We start from the raw sequence: 18750 nt of genomic DNA, 5'->3' as shown, positions 1-18750 counted from the left end.
CATGAGGAAGCATTTTTCATATTTTCCCTTTTTTACTTCCCCATGAACACCTCATGAGGAATCATTTTTCATAGTTTTCCTTGTTTACTTCCTCATAAACACCTCATGAAGAAGCATTTTTCATCTTTTTACCTCTTTACTTACTCATAAACGCATTTTTGGCCTTCCTTTCCATATGAGTAGAATTTAATCCAACTCTTAAAAACAAGTCTCACAAGAAAAAACCACCAGCATAAAAGCTGGTGGCCATAATTACAAAATACAACTTATCCTAATGGTTTAATATAATCATCAATCGTTTTGCCTTTATATTTTGTAACTGGTTTGATATTTCCAGATGCATCTGGGTTTACCATTAGATAGTTTCTCTTTACATAATTAAGATCCTTCGCATCAACTTTACCGTCAAAATTAATGTCTGCATTTCGATCATTTGTATTCAGTTTGCTAGTGATGTAGACTGCATCAAGTAGATCAACGACATTATCATTGTTAACATCTCCAGCTTTCATCGTAGCGTAGTAGAAATACTTTAATTTTCCAGCATCCATTGCATCGTATGAATCTACTAATTCATCAACCTTTACATGTCTTTCGAAATGTCCTGGTATTTTGATAACAATTTCGTAAGATTGATCTAGTAATGGTAGATTAGGTACTGAGAATCTAGCAGCACTGTTAATGGTTGCATCATAACGTTTTCCATCAGTTCCACCAATTACATACACTTCTGCTCCTACTTTTGAATAATCCCTATTTGGATCTAACCAAATTAGATTACTAGGGACAAACCCATCTGGAAGGAATCCACCTTCAAGTATTGAATAAGATGGAATGATATTAATTCCTTGTCCAAATTTATTGTTTATTGTCATTTGTGGTTGACCTAAAATATTCGCTTTAGCAGTCTGGAATCCTAATTGTTGAACCCATTTTGTATATAAGTTTGGCTTATCTTTTACTTTTAAAGTAATCGTAGCCACAGGCATATTTGAATTAATTCCAGTTGTAGGAGTAGGTCCATCTAAACTTGTCGTTAATTTAACCCAATTGTTTGATGTATCTGTTTTTTGATCTTGAGCTGTAAGGTTAGCTGTTAACCCTAAAGCTTTTGCTGCATTAACATATTCGCTACTTATTTCTGTGCTTTGGTATTCAAATACATCTTTAGGATAAGCAAGTGTAAACTCCCCGCCCATTAAATTTTTAATGTTATGTTCACTTAACGTTACTTTAATAGTATCACCGTATTTTGCGTCAAATTTATCAGTTGTTAACTTAATGTAAGGTTGTCCTTTTTTAACCAAAGTGTACGTTTGACTAGGATGATTCTGAATGCCGTTAGTAGCAATGTCTTGGCCTAATAATGTCATCGTTGAGAAATTTTTCTCTGCTTGGATTTTTCTTGTGTATTCAAAGTTTCCATTGCTGTCAACGACTAATGGTACATTACCAATAGGATTTTGTGCACCAGTTACTTTAACTGTATTTTTGGATTGGTCAATATTATCACCATTTTTGTTTATTAGATCCATGCTTGAATCTGAAATATTACCAGTAATTTTAAGACCTGCATCATCTACTTCATAAACTCCACCTGGAATATTCATTTTCATCGTTGGTAGCGTATTATCAATGACAATTTGCTGAGATTTTTTAAATATTTTCCCTTCTTCGTTTGTTCCAACAATTTCAATCTCATATCTTCCTGGAGAAGCAAGAGCTTTTGTAACATGAACTGGTTGGTCAGGATTTCCTGTAAATGGGAAGTAAAGACCATTAAATCCAGCATCTAAACCATATGTCATACCTTCATTATATCCACCATCGAATGAGTCAATGATTCCTAATTGCTCGCCAGTGTCGGCATTCTTTAATATTACATCAACTGTCTCCATGCGACTGTTTAAAGAGAATGCAATTCCAGTAGATCCAGAGATAGGGAATGGTAAATCTCTTCTTGTATTAAAAGCTTTTGTTGTTAGTAGAACGTCTTTAATACCTTGTTCCATTTTATTTAAGGCAAATGGAATTTGATAAACTTCATTGCTGTCTTCTTTATTCGTAAAGGTAATGTACCCTTCATAAATGCCTAATTCAGCTGTTTTTGGAACTGTAAGTATAGGTTTAATTTTTGACATGCCATGAACTTTAGCTCTAACTTCAGAAGGCAAATCTATTAAAATACCATTCTTAGCTCCGTCCTTATCATAACTTTCAACATTATTAAATTTAACTTTTACGTCAAACACTTTATCTTTATCTGAGTTGTTTGTAAGTTCAATTGTCTTTTTGTCTGTATAATCCTCATCTGTCGATACAATGGCACCGTAGCTTAGGTCGCCAGCTGTTTCTGGGATCATCATTTTATTTCCGTTTTCATCAAGCGTTGGTGCATCATCCTTCACACCAATTTGAATTGAAGAGTGTACAGCCTCATCTGCATCAATTCTTCCCGATCCTTCTTCAAAAACACTATAGTTTCCATTTAATGCGTCAGCAGAATTCATTAGTGCTAATTTAACTTGCTCAGGAGTATAGTCAGGATGAGCTTGTAAAATTAAAGCAGCAGAACCAGTAACATGTGGCGCAGCCATAGAAGTACCATCAAAGCGCGCATATGCATGTTCGTAGTCATCTTTGTGAGCTACACCATTGTAATAAGCTGGGATTGAAGAAAATACTGCCACACCTGGTGCAGTGACCTCTGGCTTAATGTCATAATATCTTCTTGCTGGTCCTTTTGAACTAAAGTCAGCCAATTTATCCCCATCCGTATCATAAGATCCAAAATCGTTCATCGTTATGTTTACATTGCCTTTAGATAACATATTGACTAGCTTTGTACCTTGATCATTTGGAATACTAAAAGTTGGGATAAAGTCAAAATTGTTTCCAATATAATAAGGAATATACGTTTCTCCAGCAATATTATTGAACATGATTACTGCCTTGGCACCATTTGCCTTTGCGTTCTTAATTTTTACATTCAACGTTAAATCGCCACGCTCAATCAGTACAATCTTGTCCTTCACGTTTTTACCATTGTAATCAGAAACTTGACCTTTACCTACAAATACAATTGGAAGATTTGATCCCTTCAACGTATTTAGATTAGTATAATCTGAACCCATAATTCTCATATTATCTAATTTAGCAGTTTCAGTTGCTGAAGTTGCAACTGAATTACTAGTTTGAACCGTAATTGGTGAGCTACTTGCGCCAACTGTAATACCAAGCGCAGATGAAGCTGGGCTACCAATCGTATACTGGTTAGGTCCGGCATTACCAGCAGCAAGAACACAAACTGTTCCAGCTAAAGTAGCATTATTGATCGCAACTGCTAATGGATCAAGTGGGTTAGCAACAGGTGCCCCTAACGATAAGTTAATGACATCCATCTTATCCTCTACGGCTTTTTCAATTCCTGCAAGTATTGTATTCGATGATCCAGTACCATATGGACCAAGAACTTTATAGCCATAAAGCTCCACTTCTGGAGCTACACCTGTTATGGCAAAATCGGATTTATTTTTACCTGTTCCCGCAATAATACCTGATACGTGTGTTCCATGTGCCGTATACCAAGGTTCACCTGAAGTTGGATTTAATTCAGGTTTTCCAGATTTTTTCCAATCATCATAAGTTGATTCCATAGGATCTGAATCGTTATTTACTAAATCATATCCGCCTTTATACACATCTTTTATATCAGGATGAGTATAATCAATACCTGTATCAATGACACCTACTTTAATTCCTTTACCAGTGATACCTTCTTTATGTAGCTTTTCAGCACCGATTTGTTCCATATTATTTAATTTAATCGAAGCGTTGTTTGTCGGCTCACCATTTTGTTCTACGAAAGGTTCCACCGTAATTTCCCGATCTTCATAAACAGCATTTACTGTCTCTAATGTTAAAAGCTCTTTTACTTCATTAGCAGGTAGTGTCATTGCAACACCGTTAAAGATGCTCTTGTATTCTCTCTTTATATCAATCGATTTTAATTTTGCATTTCCATTTAATTGTTCTTTGAATTTTTTATGAGATTCCTCTACCTTCTCTCTTGAATTCTGCATGGAAGCGTTAAGACCACTCTTTTGATTGATTTTAAAATCAATTTCTGATGGAGCTTGTTTAAACTGAACAATTACATTTAAAGGAGTATCTACATTTAAATCTACGTCAGGCGAGATTTTTAGCCCTTCAGCATTATTATTCTCCTGCATGCTGTGAATCATTTCTCGATCAGCATTGGATATATTTTTGATATAACTATCAATATCCTTAATACTATTATTTGAGCCAGAAGAGTTTGTCACTGCGAATGTTTTGTGACCAGAAATTAAACTAGCTGAAAATAAGCTAGAGGTGATTACTCCAGCAGTCATTACTTTGACAATTTTTTTGTTTTTATGCTTCATCATCTGCATTCTCCTTTTTGTACTTTTCTGAAAAATCTTACAATTATCATTATAATCAGACAAATTCTTAAAGTGTATTGGGGGAATATTAAGTGAAATTAACCTTCATTTTTCTACAAAAATTACATTAATTCCCAATAAATCTAGTGATTTTTCGCGATATTCATCTCTATAATTAAGTAGATTTCAAAAGTAAAAAATTAACATTTTATACTAATCTTTTAAGTAAAATCAGATTATTCTTTTAAATTTTTAACCTAGTATCTATTAGTTACATATTTAATTCTTTATGAAAATAAAAAGGAAATAAAATCACAAAAAGATGGTTTTTGTTGTTTTTTGTAAGATTTTTTAGGCTGAAAATTGTGGGATTTGTAAGATTTCATTTCAAAATACAGGATTTTTCAAAAAAGCATTTCAAAAAAAAGCTATACTCCTTTTTGAAGTATAGCTCCATAGATTTGCTCCAATATATTAGTTTTTTATAATCAGTCTCTCTAAAATCTTTTTAATGCACTTATATTTTCATCTATAGTTTTTCCATTCGCATTTTGTTTAGACGTTTTTTTAGTTTTTACAGTTGGAATTTGTACACCTCTACTAAAGAGGTGCGTTTCATTATCATTTATTTATGAAAGAGGATTCGATCATATTTAATTTCCTTACTTAAAGTTTCCCCATCTTTTTCAATTGGAATATAGCAAATTACCATACTACCTATCGTTTTTTCATTTGGAATGTTAAAATGAATCATCGTTTTTGCGCTTTTCCAAACATCAATTGTTGTTGGTAATTCAACAAGATCATCCTGCCGATCGTAATTACCTGCTATTACTCCACTGTTTTCATTCTTTATACCATCAAACGTACACAGCTCTACACCAGTATAATCTGTTTGGAATGTAACATTGTAATAAGTATTTTTTTTATCTTTCCATCTCTCTATCTCAAAATCATGATTTTTTGTATTCGTTAACAACATTTCATCCATGTGTTCAATAGTTGATTCTTTTTTTGCAATTGTTTCATTAGTAAGTTTGAATTTATATTCACCAGATGCTTTATAACCATCCATTTCGACAATATAAATACCGCTTCTTTGTATAGTAAAAGAACCTTGATATTTTGCCTTCTTATTAATTGATGTTGTGAAAACGATATCTCTCGTTTTTTTATTATAGACAATTAAATCTACATAACCTTTTTTGACAGCAAATGAATAATCAACATAGTACACATCTCCTTTTTGTGCACTAAATGAAGTTAATTTATCATAATCATCCAATTCAAAATAGTTGCCATTAGATGATGGAGTTGTACAACTCGACAATAATACACACATTAAACTTACATACAAAATAAACATTTTCATTCTCATTTTCTATCCCCTTTGTTTAATGACTAACTTAATAGTCACATAAACACAAAGAGTTGGAAAGCAAAATTCTTATAAACTAATTTAATTCCCTCAACGTTTCTTCCACTAATTCAGTTACATGATCATTAATTTCATTTTCAATTTTTATCTCCTCTTCAATTACCTTTTTTTCATCTAAATATTACCAAAAATTAGTAGTATTTAGTTTGTAGTAATGTGTCAAATATACGAAATTTAGACTATATCATCTTCTTAATTTAACAGGACTATTTAACTAGTTTTGCACAGGAGAAGACATGGCCCAAATTCGCAAAAAAAAAAAGACCATTCAAATGATTGGTCTCCAAAATTACTTAAGTTTTCTTTTTAAAATTTTCCCAGTACTATTTTTAGGTAGTTCTTCTACAAAATAAATTTCTTTAGGAATTTTATAATAAACAAGTGCTTTTTTACAAAAATCAATGATCTCACTTTCTGAAAGTGAATCATTTGAAACGACTATATAAGCACAAACACTTTCACCTATTAATTGATTAGGTTTTCCGACTACCGCTGCTTCAATAACATTAGGATGTTGATAAAGTCTCTCTTCTATTTCTCTAGGGTAAACATTATATCCGTTCGTAATAATAACATCTTTTTTTCGATCTAATAAAAATAAATATCCATCTTCATCTTTTTTTCCGAGATCACCCGTTTTAAACCAACCGTTTAAAAATGCTTTTTCAGTTTCTTCTATATTATTTAAATAACCACTCATCACATTCGGTCCTATCGCAATAACTTCACCTACATCACCAGTTGGAACTTCTTCGCCATTTTCATTTACTATTCTAGTCTCAACACTTGGTAGATCAAGACCTACCGATCCTGGTTTGCAAATACCACGATATGGATTGAAAGTAAGAACTGGAGCTGTTTCAGAAAGTCCATAACCTTCTACAATTAAGACATTGTATTTTTCTTGAATTGACTGTAATAATTCAATTGGGATAGATGCCCCGCCAGAAATACATGCTCTTAAACTACTAAAATCCTTTGCTGTCGCACTATTTAATTGATATAAATAATTATAAATCGTCGGTACCGCCGCAATTAAAGTAGCTTTTTCTTTTTTGATTACCTCAACTAATTCAGCTGGGTTAAATTTAGGAATAATGATTGTTGATGCCCCATTTAACAAAATCATATTTACACATAATGTTAAGCAAAATGAATGAAACATTGGAAGGACGGCGATTATTTGATCATTTTCACTTAATTCGATTAACCTGGAAAAATCATTTGCATTTTCAATTAAATTGAAATGAGACAACATTGCACCTTTAGGGTTACCGGTTGTTCCTGATGTATATAGAATAACAGCCGTATCATCCTGTAGGATTTCAATTTCTTCTAATTGATTTTTTATTGTCACTACCGGTTGTATTACATCTATTGAAATGATATTTAATAATGAAGGACACAGATTTTTAACAATTTTAAGCTTTTTCTCCTGCTCACTAGTTGAAATTACAAGTTTAGTAGAAGAGTCATTTAAAATATAGCTAAGTTCCTTTTCCGTAAAAGCTGGATTTAATGGAATGGCGATTGCACCTAGTCTTAAAATTGCTAAATAGGTTTGTACAAACTCAGGAGAATTTCCTAATAAAATCGCTATTTTATCTCCTTTTTCAATCTCATTTTCAACTAATAGTTGTGCTATGTTTTCACACGATGAAATGAGTTCTTCATAATTCGTTTTGTTTCCATCGTAATTATAAGCTATGTTTTTACCTTTATTATCTGCTACTTCTTTAATCATCTCATATATATTCATTACTTTATCAATCCTTAGTTAATTTCATTGTTAGTATTACATATAATTAAATATTCTAGAAAAATGCAAAAGTTAGAAAGAAAACTTTCTAACATTTACTTAAACTCATCTAATTTGTTATTTTCCTCTTAAATCTTTTCTTTTTATCTCAGTACAAGGACAGACTTTAGTCCCTATTTCTTTATTGTTCTATCAAACAAATAATCTTTAATGATATAATTTTTATACTACATAATCATATCATAATTAGCGAGAAGGTGAAATGAATGGCACAACCAATGATCAATAATAAAACGAAAAAATCGTTAACAAGAATTGGTGTTGTAATCGCACTAATCGGTACTAAATTAAAGCTACTTTTACCGTTATTAAAAGCTGCAAAATTTTTATCTTTTTTAAGCATGATATTGTATTTATTTGTATACGGATTTACTTTTGGATGGTATTTTGCTTTCGCTCTTGTTTACTTATTAATTTGTCATGAAGGCGGGCACTTAATTGCTGCGAAACAAAAGGGTCTACCAACTTCACCAGCATTTTTTATTCCTTTTGTTGGAGCGGTTATTTCACTTAAAAAAATGCCTAAAGATGCTGTAACTGAATCATATGTAGCATTTGGTGGCCCGTTTTTAGGCTTAATTTCAGTTCTACCAGCAATTCCACTTTATCATTATACTCATAATGAATTTTTCGGATTAGTCATTGCTTTAGGCTGTATACTTAATTTGTTTAATTTAATTCCGATTTCTCCTCTTGATGGAGGAAGAATTTTAAGTGTTTTACCTCCAATTTTTTGGTTTATCGGTATTATGATGATGCTAGTGTATTTATTTTATCAACCTAGTTTTATCGCATTTTATATTATTATTTTAGGTATTACTACATTCGTTAAACGAATTCGAGAAGCTTACCAGTTAAAGGTTATTAAAGAAAAAATAAAACTATACGAGCATACTATTAAACAATTTCAATTTGGGATTTTTAATGTCTATTCCGATCGTACGATTGTAAAACGTTTCTTTTTCCCATTTTTTGAGGATCATAAGAAATTAGAATTAGAAATTCATAAGGAACGTCTTGAAATAAATTATCTAATTCGTTCCATTCGAGCACGTTTACATGAACCAGACTTAGACTGGAGAACTTATATAGATGAAAAGATTCAAGAAATTAAGCATAAAAGGATTGCCCCTTTACTGAAACAACAAGAAACATTAGAAACTTACTATGTTTCTAGCAATCGTAAAAAATGGCAAATTTTTATTGCCTATATCATTTTAGCGAGTAGCTTAGCTTTACTTGGATTTTGGAGTTATGGTTTAATTGAACATGTTTTAGGTAGATAAGAGAAAAAGAACCTATTTTGAAAATAAATTTTCAAGATAGGTTCTTTTATTTTAATTATAAATGCCCTCTTGGTATTCAGTTACTGTTTTCCATTTCCATTGGGGGTTTGAAGAATAGTTCAGGGTAAATAAAATACCATTGTTAGAGCTAAATAATATTTTAGTTCAATAAGGAAGAGGAATTTTATGGTAAAAAATGGAATATCTTTAAAAATAGAACTAAAACGAGCTTTTTATTAAACATACATTTTGTGTAAATTTGAGTTTTGTCTATATAACATTTAAATATGACAGGAGGTATACGACATTGTTTGGATACATAATTTTGGGATTTGTTATTTTAATGATTGCATTTGGTTTTTTTATGGAAAAGATGTTTGGAACTGGCACTCCAACTAAAAGTGATAATCAAACATTTAATGAAGAAATTGGGAGAAATACAACTAATCCTACTAATCCAAATAATATTAATGGACCAAATTAAAAAGTTTCGCAAATAAGGAGGATTTATGCTAAGGAGCAAATTAATTTCTGATTTGGTAAATAAAATTTTCTGCTTAAAAACAGATCATCCAATTCGAGTGGGAGTTAGTGGAATCACGGCATCTGGTAAGTCAACAATTGCTAATGAAATTGCTGAGGAACTTAAACGCAGGAAAAAGAACGTGATTAGAACAAGTATAGATCATTTTCATAACCCAAGAGAAATTCGATACAAACACGGCAAGGAATCTGCTTTAGGTTATTATGAGGCTGCACATGATTACGAGTCTTTTAAGCAAAAACTTTTAATACCATTAGGTCCAAATGGCAACTTGCATTATCAAACAACTTCCTTCGACTTGCTAAAGGATGAATATGTTAATTCAAATTTAAAAGTTGCAACAAATGATATGATTTTTATTATAGATGGAACCTTTTTATTTAAGAGGGAATTATGTAACCTGTACGATTTTAAAATATTCGTAGATACCGAATTTGATATAGCTAGAAAAAGAGGAGCGATCCGTGAAGAACGAGCATTCGGAAGCTATGAAAAAGCTGAAGAAATGTTTTTTAAAAGGTATCATGCAGCTTCGAAACTCTATTTGGTAGAACACTCACCTCAACTCACTGCTGACGTAATCATTAAAAATAATGATTTAAATAATCCTAGTTTTTTATATAAATAATAAATTGCTGTCTTAACTCAATAAGAGAAACTTCCTAAAAATTACTTATAAAAATTGAGTTGCCTCTATGATTCAATAAATCTACTAGTTATTAGACAAGCATTGCCCCCCTTCCATGCATGCGATAATGTCAATTAAAGGAACAGGGGCTTCCTACCAATTCGATCTCTATATCCTCTTCCAATTACTTGCTGTGTTTCATCATCGAAAAAAACAGTATTATCACCTAGTTGTTCAACAAGGAATTTAACATTTACTTGTTGAAATACTCATAGTTAACAAATTTTGGTAAAATTCTTAATAAATTATTTTAGTAGCTTAATTTTCTATATTAGGAGGGGTTATTATTGCAAATGTTTTATAAATATAATTGGTCGGTAAGAGAAGATTGGTATAGGTGGTGTGAAGAGTTAAGTGAAGAAGAATTACTGTTGACCCGAACTGGTGGAATGGGAAGTATTTTACATACACTATTTCATATAGTTGATGTAGAGTGGAGCTGGATTCGTGTCTTACAAGGCAAATCTGATTTTCAGGAGAGTTTTAATGATTATAAAAGCTTAGATAAAGTTCGAGAATTAGACGCTAAATTTCATATTGAAGTGAAAAATTTTGTAGACAGCTGGGATCATGAAATGGAAAATCGTTTATTTTACGATACCTTACCAGATGGAAGAAATGTAACGGATACTTGGGGTGAAATCATTAGACATACCATTGCTCATGAAATTCACCATATAGGACAATTATCAATTTGGGCAAGGGAAATCGGGAAACAACCTATTTCTGCAAATCTAATTGGACGGGGTCTTGCTACTCATTCGAATAAATAATTAACAAAGAAAATAGTTTAAACAATTTCTGTTTTAAATTTATGTTCTAGCTACCAGCTACGGTAGCTTTTTTTCTAAGTTAAGTCATTGGGGTTAAATAGAAATTATTCTAACACATTGCAATAGTTGAATAAAACTCTGGAGCAGATGGAATATGATCGGCTCCTATTTTATATTTAGGTAATTTTTGCTCAATAAAAAGACTCCTTGAATAAAATAGAAATATTTGGAAATGAAATAGTTTAAATTATAAAATCCTCCAAGTATATATGTCAGTGATATTATTGGAAAAAGCAATGGATTTTTAGTGTTAGTTTTTAGACTAATACAGCACCAATGCAATTATTGTGAGTAATAGATTAGCATACGCTAGTATTTTTCTTGATCCATAATACTCTTCTCCTAAATTCTAATTAGTACCTTTAACTATACCAAGGCAATAATTGTTTTTGATTTGGGGGAATTTTGTCTCTTTATCCAAAAATTAAATATTATCATATGTAACTAATCTGTCATTTACACAATACAAAAAGCCGCTTATAATTAGCTGGGTTAGTCAACTAATGCATTGCGTTAGTTGCATAAGGAATTACTAATCTTACTCTTCTGAATCACATAATTCTTCTACAATTCGCTTAATTCGTTCTAATGTTATTCCTTCTCTTTGTTCCACTGCTAATGGGTGTTTAGTTGGCTCTAATTCAATAACAGGACACAAACCAACTGTCCTTGTTTGTACCATAGTTTTTAAATTTATTGTGTCTGGATAACAAGGAATATCGGTCGATAACCAACCAAACATAGGATCTAATTTTTTTTGCCTTTCAGGATCCTCCCAAAAGTCATTTGTCTTATCGAAGTTCTCTTCGCTTAATGATACCCATACATCCCAAATAAATTTTTGATTTGTATCGATAACAGGAATTTCAATATTTCCACGAATAAAGAAATACTTATCATCAATAATACATAAATCATCGTTCATCTCGACACGACTTTCTTGCTCATCAACTGGAATATCAAAAAAATAGTCAGGAACTGCACTTCCGTAACTCATTGGTAACTCTTCATGATATTTTCCACAACACTTACATATAAAACCATTACTCATGTGATTGCCCCCAAATACTTTTAACTAATTTAATAATAAACTATCTTTTATTTTTGATGAAGTAGAGAATCACTTATTCAACTAATCTGCCATTTTGTTGAATAAAAAATGAGCCACATAAAGCGAATCAAGTTCTTCAACTAAAGCACTGCGTTAGTTGAAGAATTTGATTCCTAAAATACTAACTATCAGTAATATCAAGAAAGTGAAATTAAACCAAAGTAATTGTTTTTTTGTTATTTTTTTAAGTAAATACTTTTCAATTATATACATAATAAATCCGATAATAATTAGTATATAGGCAATAAATCTATAATTATTGGAAACTCCGTAATACCAAGTTGAAACGAAATAAGTAAGTCCCCCACCTATCCATAATACAATAGCTGGAATTATCAAGAGTTTAAATCTATTTTTCATAATATCTCCACTTCCTGTTTACTGATCATCAAGTTTACAATATTCAACTAAAGCATGCGTTAGTTGAATAACATTTACTAGCTTATTTTTTATTTTTTAAGGTAATGACAACTATTTCTGGGCGATTATTTATTCTAAGAGCAAATGGATTGTTACCTAAACCTCTATTTACAACCATTATTGAGTTCCCATTTTGGAACAAACCACCATCATATTTCGGGAAAAATCCCTCTGTTGAAAAAATACCGCCTATAAAAGGTAGATGAATCATTCCCCCGTGAGTATCACCAGAAAAAACTAAATCTGCTCCCCATTTAGCATATTCTTTAAAATAAAAAGGTCTATGTGAAAGTAATATATTAACTTCTCCTTCTCTCGTATTGCCTAAACGTTCTTCGATATGAATGTCTCCTGATAAATGTTCTTTTAAACCATATAAGTTAATTTTTGCATCTTGTTGTCTAACTGTTGTTTTTTCATCATTTAAGATCGTAACACCTAGTTTACTTAATTCCTCTTCGTATGCTTTTTTTGTACCTTCTTTATGATACTTATTTCTATCCTCGTAATACAAACCTTCCTCGTGTTCACCCGTCACATAATAAATCGGATAATTGTTATTCAGGTTTCTAAGTAATTTAATTAAAACTTCTCCATTATTTAGTATATCGTGATTGTTATTCAACATATCACCTGTAATAACAATCATATCTGGCTTAATTTTATTAATTTTATTGGCTAACTTTTTATTTCCTTCCCCAAATTCTTTATTGTGCAAATCTGATAACTGTACGATTTTATAACCATTAAATTCTGGTGGTAAATCATTTAAATGAACCGTTTCATTGGTTATTGAAATCCAATTTAGTTGTAAAAAGTAATAAACTATTAAACAGATTACTAATGCCAAGATAAACACTATAATTTTTCTACCTTTTTTAACCATCATTTCCCCCTGTATAATTCAAAAAAGCCGCATTAGCGACTCATTTCTGATTACTTCTCGATGTTCGTTAAAAATAATTGCTCAACTAAACAAACTACTTCACTATTGAACTAGTAAAATTAGTGTATGTATTAAAAATTCAATTGGAAAGACAGCTTACCCAAGTGATTATACCATAAATTTCCATTTATTTTATTACCAAACTGCGAGTTCTTATTGAACTAAACTGCCATTTTGTTGAATAAAAAAACGAGTTGCTAGCAACTCGTGATCTTCAACTAAAGCTGATTGTTAGTTGAATTAGATAAAATGAAATGTGACTAATACTCCAATTATTAATTCATTCATTTAAAAAAAATAGCAAATGAATCCATTATTGCTTTATATCCAATTTGAATATAAATTTTATTGGAAGTAGGATTACTAAGATCAGTGTATAGACTTGTTGTTTTATAACCACTTTCTAATAAGAATTCAGTAAGAGATGAAACACAATCAGAGGCATATCCATTTTTTCTTTCTCTATTCGGAGTGTACACACAGCTGATAGTAATATTATTTTTGGTTGGACGTGTTGCACAAGCCATGGAAACCAGTTCTCCGTCCACTTCCCAAGCAAATAATTTCCCTTTATTAATCATTTCTTTTGCTCTTTTATCTGCTTCTTCATTACTAATAGGTTGATTAATTTCATTACAAAACTGATACATCCATTCTTTAATAGTATTATGATCCTTTTCTAAAATCCTCCTAAGCTTTCCAATTGTATTGTTTCTTTTGTTAACTTTTTCAAGTTTATAAATTTTTTGATCCATTAAAAATCCTATTTGAATCCCTTTTAATTTCAAAATACAATTGGCTAGTTCTGTGGTTAATTTCTTTTCGCCTATAAAGCCAGGTATTACTTGTGTTGTGTTATTCAACTTTTCCCCTATAACAATTATTTCTTTTGATGTAAAAGAAACAGATTTTGACAAAATAATTTGACTAGGATGTGTCTGAAGTAAGACCAGCCCTATTTCGGCGTCTTTTATTACAGTAGCCATTAAAAGGGGACTTTCATCTATTTCACTTAATGATAGCAAGACGCCTAAAATTAGATTGTTTTCAGCTTCATATAGTTCTAAGAAAGAAATCACATCTTTCTTAAATAATGTAAAGTCATCATACTTTATCAGTTTTATCAATCAACCATCCCCTTCTGATAGTTCTTAATCTTAAAAAATGTTTATAATATATATTCTATAAAATCGATTTTATGCTTTAAATTACAAAGTTTATTTATGTAATCCTTATGCAACTAAACTGCCATTTTGTTGAATAAAAAAAGACTGCCGAAGCAGCCAATCGCTATTGAACTAAAGCATTCGTTAGTTGAATAACATAATTAAATTTCATTCATTAACAATTGAATGTCATTTTGCAGTTCAGATAAGATAAGGATTAGCCTATTCGCAAAGTAAAAAGGATCTATGTTTTAGATCCTTTTTACTTTGATTTGATAAATTATTTTAAAGCATTTACAGCATTGATTGAACCAAATCCTGATTGACCATCGTAACCATTTTTGAACCAATCATCAGCTGAGCTTTGAATTATATGTTTTACTTGTGAAGGAGAAAGAACATCCTTACCGTGTTTTGCAATAATTACCCCAGCTAGTCCTGCAGTCTTAGGAGCTGCCATAGATGTACCTGCATAAAATGCATAACCTCCAGGAACAGTTGATAAACATAATTTATTTTCTCTTAGCGATTTATCGCCAGTAGCTAACCAAGCTGTACCATAGTCACCACCTGGAGCGATTACATCGATTTTACCTACACCATAGTTTGAGTAATAAGTTAAATTCTTCTCTTGTCCACCTGCAGAAACACGAATTAATGTTTGGCTGCTTGGGCTTCTGTGTGTAGCACCATTATCATCTCCAGAAAGCTTACCAGGACTTGAAATATCCACACCAGCATTTCCAGCAGAACCAACTACCGTTACACCACTTTTAATTGCATATTGAATTGCACGGTTGAAGAGACGAACGTCAGCTACAACATCCTTTGTTGCATATTCAGGATTTTGGAACCAATCGTATCCACCAAGAGACATATTAACAACATCGACATTGTCATCTGCAGCTGTCATTAAGGCATTTGCAATATCAGCTGTAGCTGCTTCACCTTCTGGACCAAATACACGATATGCAGCCACTTTTAGTTCAGGACCGATACCCAATACTCTTCCGTTACCAGCGATTGATCCTGCAACATGAGTTCCATGTCCATCTTCATCCATCGCACTCGTGATACCAGGAACGAACGACTTTCCGTACGCATAGTTATTTTTGATATCAGGGTGAGTATAATCAATACCTGTATCCACAACGGCTACAATAACATCTTTACCATTCGTTGACTTGCCTGTACCACCTTGCATTTTCCAAGAAGCACCATTATTTGTGACTTGTTTAATATCCCATTGATATTGGTTATATAAATCATTTGAAGAAGTAGCAGCAAAATCTTGCATAGCTTCAACATCTACAGGTGCTTCAGGATAAATAGTATTTTCAACACCAGCGTTTAAAACAGCTGGACTTTTTTGGATATCTGTTAAGAAATTTGGATTATCTGATGTGACCTCAATAACTCCTAATTTTGCTAAAGATTTTTTCACTTTACCTCCAGCATTTTTCACTACATCCATATAGTTTGACGGTAAATTTGTTTCTGATTTAAAAACAACCACATAATCCTTGTCCACTACTTGAGCTTGTCCAACATTAAGACTGCTAATTACAGTAAAAGCACTTAATGCACCAGTTAAAACACCTGTAATCAATTTCTTTTTCATGATTAACCCCCGTTTTTAAGAATTTTCTAATATTTAAATTATAAAATCTTAATATTTTTATCACAACGGGGAGATTTTGTTTAATCCTGTCTTTCCTTAGCTTATTTTTATAAAACTTTCGACATAATTAAAAGTAATGAAAAGACCTTATTCAATTAGACTTCTATCAAAGTACTTTAACTACATTATCTAATATATTATATGTATCATCATTGGTAGTACTATCCCTTAATACTGTTAGTACTAAAACTAGACTATTTATACGAAGATTACCATCTGTTTCTTTTATGATTTCTATGCTCTTTCTATAGAATGACTACTAAGAATTTGAAGATGAAGTCTTTCAAAAAACAATGTTGTTTCTTGAAGAGATAGAATATATTAATCCACTAATTCTATAGTCTAAATATTTTTCTAAACTTCGGAATTAGTAAACCTTATACAACTAAAGCATGCGTAAGCTGTATAAGGAAAAGCAAAAACATCTATTTCTTCTCAAATAAAAATTACGGTTCAAGTATTTGAGGTACTTTTCAAGTTATTGTTGCTTATTATTTTCTTTGGATTTCTCCTTAGAAATAATAATATATGTAGATATGTGTAAACAGGTATTAGAACAGGAATAAATGCAGATAACCCTTCAGAAAAATCAAAGCTTGTTATACATAAGGCAGCAAGAGTGTAAATTCCAAATTGAACGAAATATTGAATTTTAACTGAATTACTAAACATCTTTCTCTTACTAACAAAATCTGCAATAAGTGTAGTAGGTACACCCAAAATAAAATATACAATGATATAAACAAAAGTAAAAAACGGAAAATATCCTCTATTTGCAAGATTTTCTTCTCTAAAGAAATCTGGACTTACAAAATAAGTGAAAACTGTCCATATTAATACTGCAATAGGAGCCGATAGAATAATAGCAAATATGATTTTTAATAAATATCGCAATATGAATTTCCTCCAAAACATTTATTATTTCTCAATATACATTAACCTTCCATTGATTTTTAATCAATATTTAGATTAATCTAACCTAGAAAGTTTAACTAAAAAAATAAAGCCTGTTTCTATGTAAACTAAATGTTCATAGAAACAGGCTATTTTTCAACTTTTTGTTTGTATAACTAACGCATGCGTTAGTTGCATAAGGAAAACATTATTTTCTATATTTAATTTGAAAATCTTCAAACTGATCTTTATATTTTTGAATTCTCTTTACATCATCTTTTGAATTTAAAAATGGTTTTCTTTTACCAGTAACCATTATATCTTTATCATCAATTGGATCTAGTAAAACTTTATAAGGTTCAAAATAATCACATTTAGTATTAGGTAATAATACAGATAGCCTTGCATATTCTTCCGTTGGAAACTGATTAGAAATTTCTAATATTTGTAGATTTTTTAGAAATGCAATCGGTTCTAAAGATTCATCTTTTGTTTTAATATTTGATAAACCAAGGTATCTAAGATTATTAAGATTTCTAAGATCTTTAAGGTTATCTAATTTCAAAGAATTCCACATACCACCGGATAAATTCAAGTACTCCAACTTTAAATTATTATTTAATGAACTTAAATTACTTAATTTTGAGAAATCTTCAATAAATAAACTTTTTAGTAATGAGTTTTTAGTGATATCCCATAAACTTTTGGCTTTAGTATTCCAAGTAAGAGCTAGAATCTCAACTTTTTTTAAAGTACTAAATAATGATAAATCCTCTACCCTCATTTCATAAATATATAGCATTTTAGGATCAACTAAGTCCAAAATAACCTCAAATTCCTTTTGATTAACTGTATATATCCATAATTTTTCTAATTCAGTAAAAAGTTTTAGTTTATGAAGATTCTTTGTTTTACCACGAATCACTAACTCTGTTAAAGTAACATCTAATCCATTCAAATCATCAGTAAATTGAGGTCTTTCATTAATACAAAATATTAATTCAGGATCTTTTATGAATGACATTTCTATACTCCCAATTTTAAAATTATTAACTACTATTTGGTGAAAAGTTTTTCAATAAAGCAATAGACATAAACAACAATTAATATACCTTAAATGAACATCATTTCCTTCTTTTCTTATTCAACAACCTGCTATTATGTTGAATAAAAAAAAGAGCCACATTGAGCGACTGAGCGACTCATGATCTTCAACTAAAGCATGCGTTAGTTGTATAAGAAAAGTAAAAATTCTTCAAAAAATTATCCTTTTACCAATTGCAATCAGGTCAGTTACTACGTTGTTCATTTTTAAATATGAATTGTTCTAATATATTAGTGTATATTTCTGGTTGGTCAATGTGTACAAGATGAGAGGCGAAAGGGATGACAGAAACATGGACATCATTACCCACATTCGGATATGTAATAGCTCCTTTAATTTCATGAAGGTTTCCTTCTCCAACCATAAATAAAATTGGCATTTCAAGTCCATTC

At 31.0% G+C, this 18750-nt stretch carries 14 protein-coding genes; 4 read left to right on the top strand and 10 right to left on the bottom strand.

The annotated features are described in order from the left end of the window. Positions 1–266: 266 nt before the first annotated feature. The 3 genes from ABEY15_RS15730 to ABEY15_RS15720 form a co-directional block, all read right to left on the bottom strand. A complete protein-coding gene (locus tag ABEY15_RS15730; RefSeq protein ID WP_429891101.1) occupies positions 267–4430 on the bottom strand; it encodes a S8 family serine peptidase in 4164 nt (1387 codons plus the stop codon). 622 nt (positions 4431–5052) lie between these two features. Beyond that, positions 5053–5805 (bottom strand): hypothetical protein, encoded by a 753-nt coding sequence (locus ABEY15_RS15725; RefSeq protein WP_429891100.1) that lies wholly within the window; start codon positions 5803–5805, stop codon positions 5053–5055. 349 nt (positions 5806–6154) lie between these two features. Further along, on the bottom strand, positions 6155–7624 hold the full coding sequence (locus ABEY15_RS15720) for a long-chain-fatty-acid--CoA ligase (RefSeq protein ID WP_429891099.1): 1470 nt from the start codon (positions 7622–7624) through the stop codon (positions 6155–6157). 266 nt (positions 7625–7890) lie between these two features. Here ABEY15_RS15720 and ABEY15_RS15715 point away from each other — a divergent pair, with 266 nt between their 5' ends. The 4 genes from ABEY15_RS15715 (at position 7891) to ABEY15_RS15700 (ending at position 10975) form a co-directional block, all read left to right on the top strand. Further along, positions 7891–8970, top strand: coding sequence for a site-2 protease family protein (locus tag ABEY15_RS15715; protein ID WP_429891098.1), 1080 nt, complete (start codon positions 7891–7893; stop codon positions 8968–8970). Positions 8971–9277: 307 nt separating this feature from the next. Next, entirely contained in the window at positions 9278–9454 is a 177-nt protein-coding gene (locus ABEY15_RS15710) for a hypothetical protein (protein WP_429891097.1), read from the top strand. 25 nt (positions 9455–9479) lie between these two features. Beyond that, entirely contained in the window at positions 9480–10142 is a 663-nt protein-coding gene (locus ABEY15_RS15705; RefSeq protein WP_429891096.1) for a hypothetical protein, read from the top strand. 347 nt (positions 10143–10489) lie between these two features. After that, complete coding sequence (locus ABEY15_RS15700) at positions 10490–10975, top strand: DinB family protein (protein WP_429891095.1); 486 nt, start codon at positions 10490–10492, stop codon at positions 10973–10975. A gap of 598 nt (positions 10976–11573) precedes the next feature. On the opposite strand, the gene ABEY15_RS15695 is transcribed toward ABEY15_RS15700, so the two are convergent. The 7 genes from ABEY15_RS15695 to ABEY15_RS15665 all read right to left on the bottom strand — a co-directional run. Continuing rightward, a complete protein-coding gene (locus ABEY15_RS15695) occupies positions 11574–12086 on the bottom strand; it encodes a DUF2199 domain-containing protein (RefSeq protein ID WP_429891094.1) in 513 nt (170 codons plus the stop codon). Positions 12087–12588: 502 nt separating this feature from the next. Beyond that, a complete protein-coding gene (locus ABEY15_RS15690; RefSeq protein ID WP_429891093.1) occupies positions 12589–13452 on the bottom strand; it encodes a metallophosphoesterase in 864 nt (287 codons plus the stop codon). A gap of 344 nt (positions 13453–13796) precedes the next feature. Beyond that, positions 13797–14639 carry a GNAT family N-acetyltransferase gene (locus ABEY15_RS15685; RefSeq protein WP_429891092.1) on the bottom strand — a complete coding sequence of 281 codons (843 nt, stop codon included), beginning with the start codon at positions 14637–14639 and terminating at the stop codon, positions 13797–13799. A 319-nt stretch (positions 14640–14958) separates the two neighbouring features. Then, on the bottom strand, positions 14959–16299 hold the full coding sequence (locus tag ABEY15_RS15680) for a S8 family serine peptidase (RefSeq protein ID WP_429891091.1): 1341 nt from the start codon (positions 16297–16299) through the stop codon (positions 14959–14961). 513 nt (positions 16300–16812) lie between these two features. Next, the gene (locus ABEY15_RS15675) at positions 16813–17253 is read right to left on the bottom strand and encodes a hypothetical protein (RefSeq protein WP_429891090.1); all 441 of its coding nucleotides are present in this window, start codon (positions 17251–17253) and stop codon (positions 16813–16815) included. Between the two features lie 208 nt (positions 17254–17461). Then, entirely contained in the window at positions 17462–18277 is an 816-nt protein-coding gene (locus tag ABEY15_RS15670) for a leucine-rich repeat domain-containing protein (protein WP_429891089.1), read from the bottom strand. Positions 18278–18542: 265 nt separating this feature from the next. Beyond that, positions 18543–18750: alpha/beta fold hydrolase (locus ABEY15_RS15665; protein WP_429891088.1), on the bottom strand; the 208-nt coding region annotated here is incomplete at its 5' end.

This window comes from Gottfriedia acidiceleris, assembly GCF_050457485.1.
Lineage (GTDB): Bacteria > Bacillota > Bacilli > Bacillales > Bacillaceae_G > Gottfriedia > Gottfriedia acidiceleris_D.
Note: the sequence above shows the minus strand (reverse complement) of the source record. Positions and strands in the feature narration are given on the sequence as shown.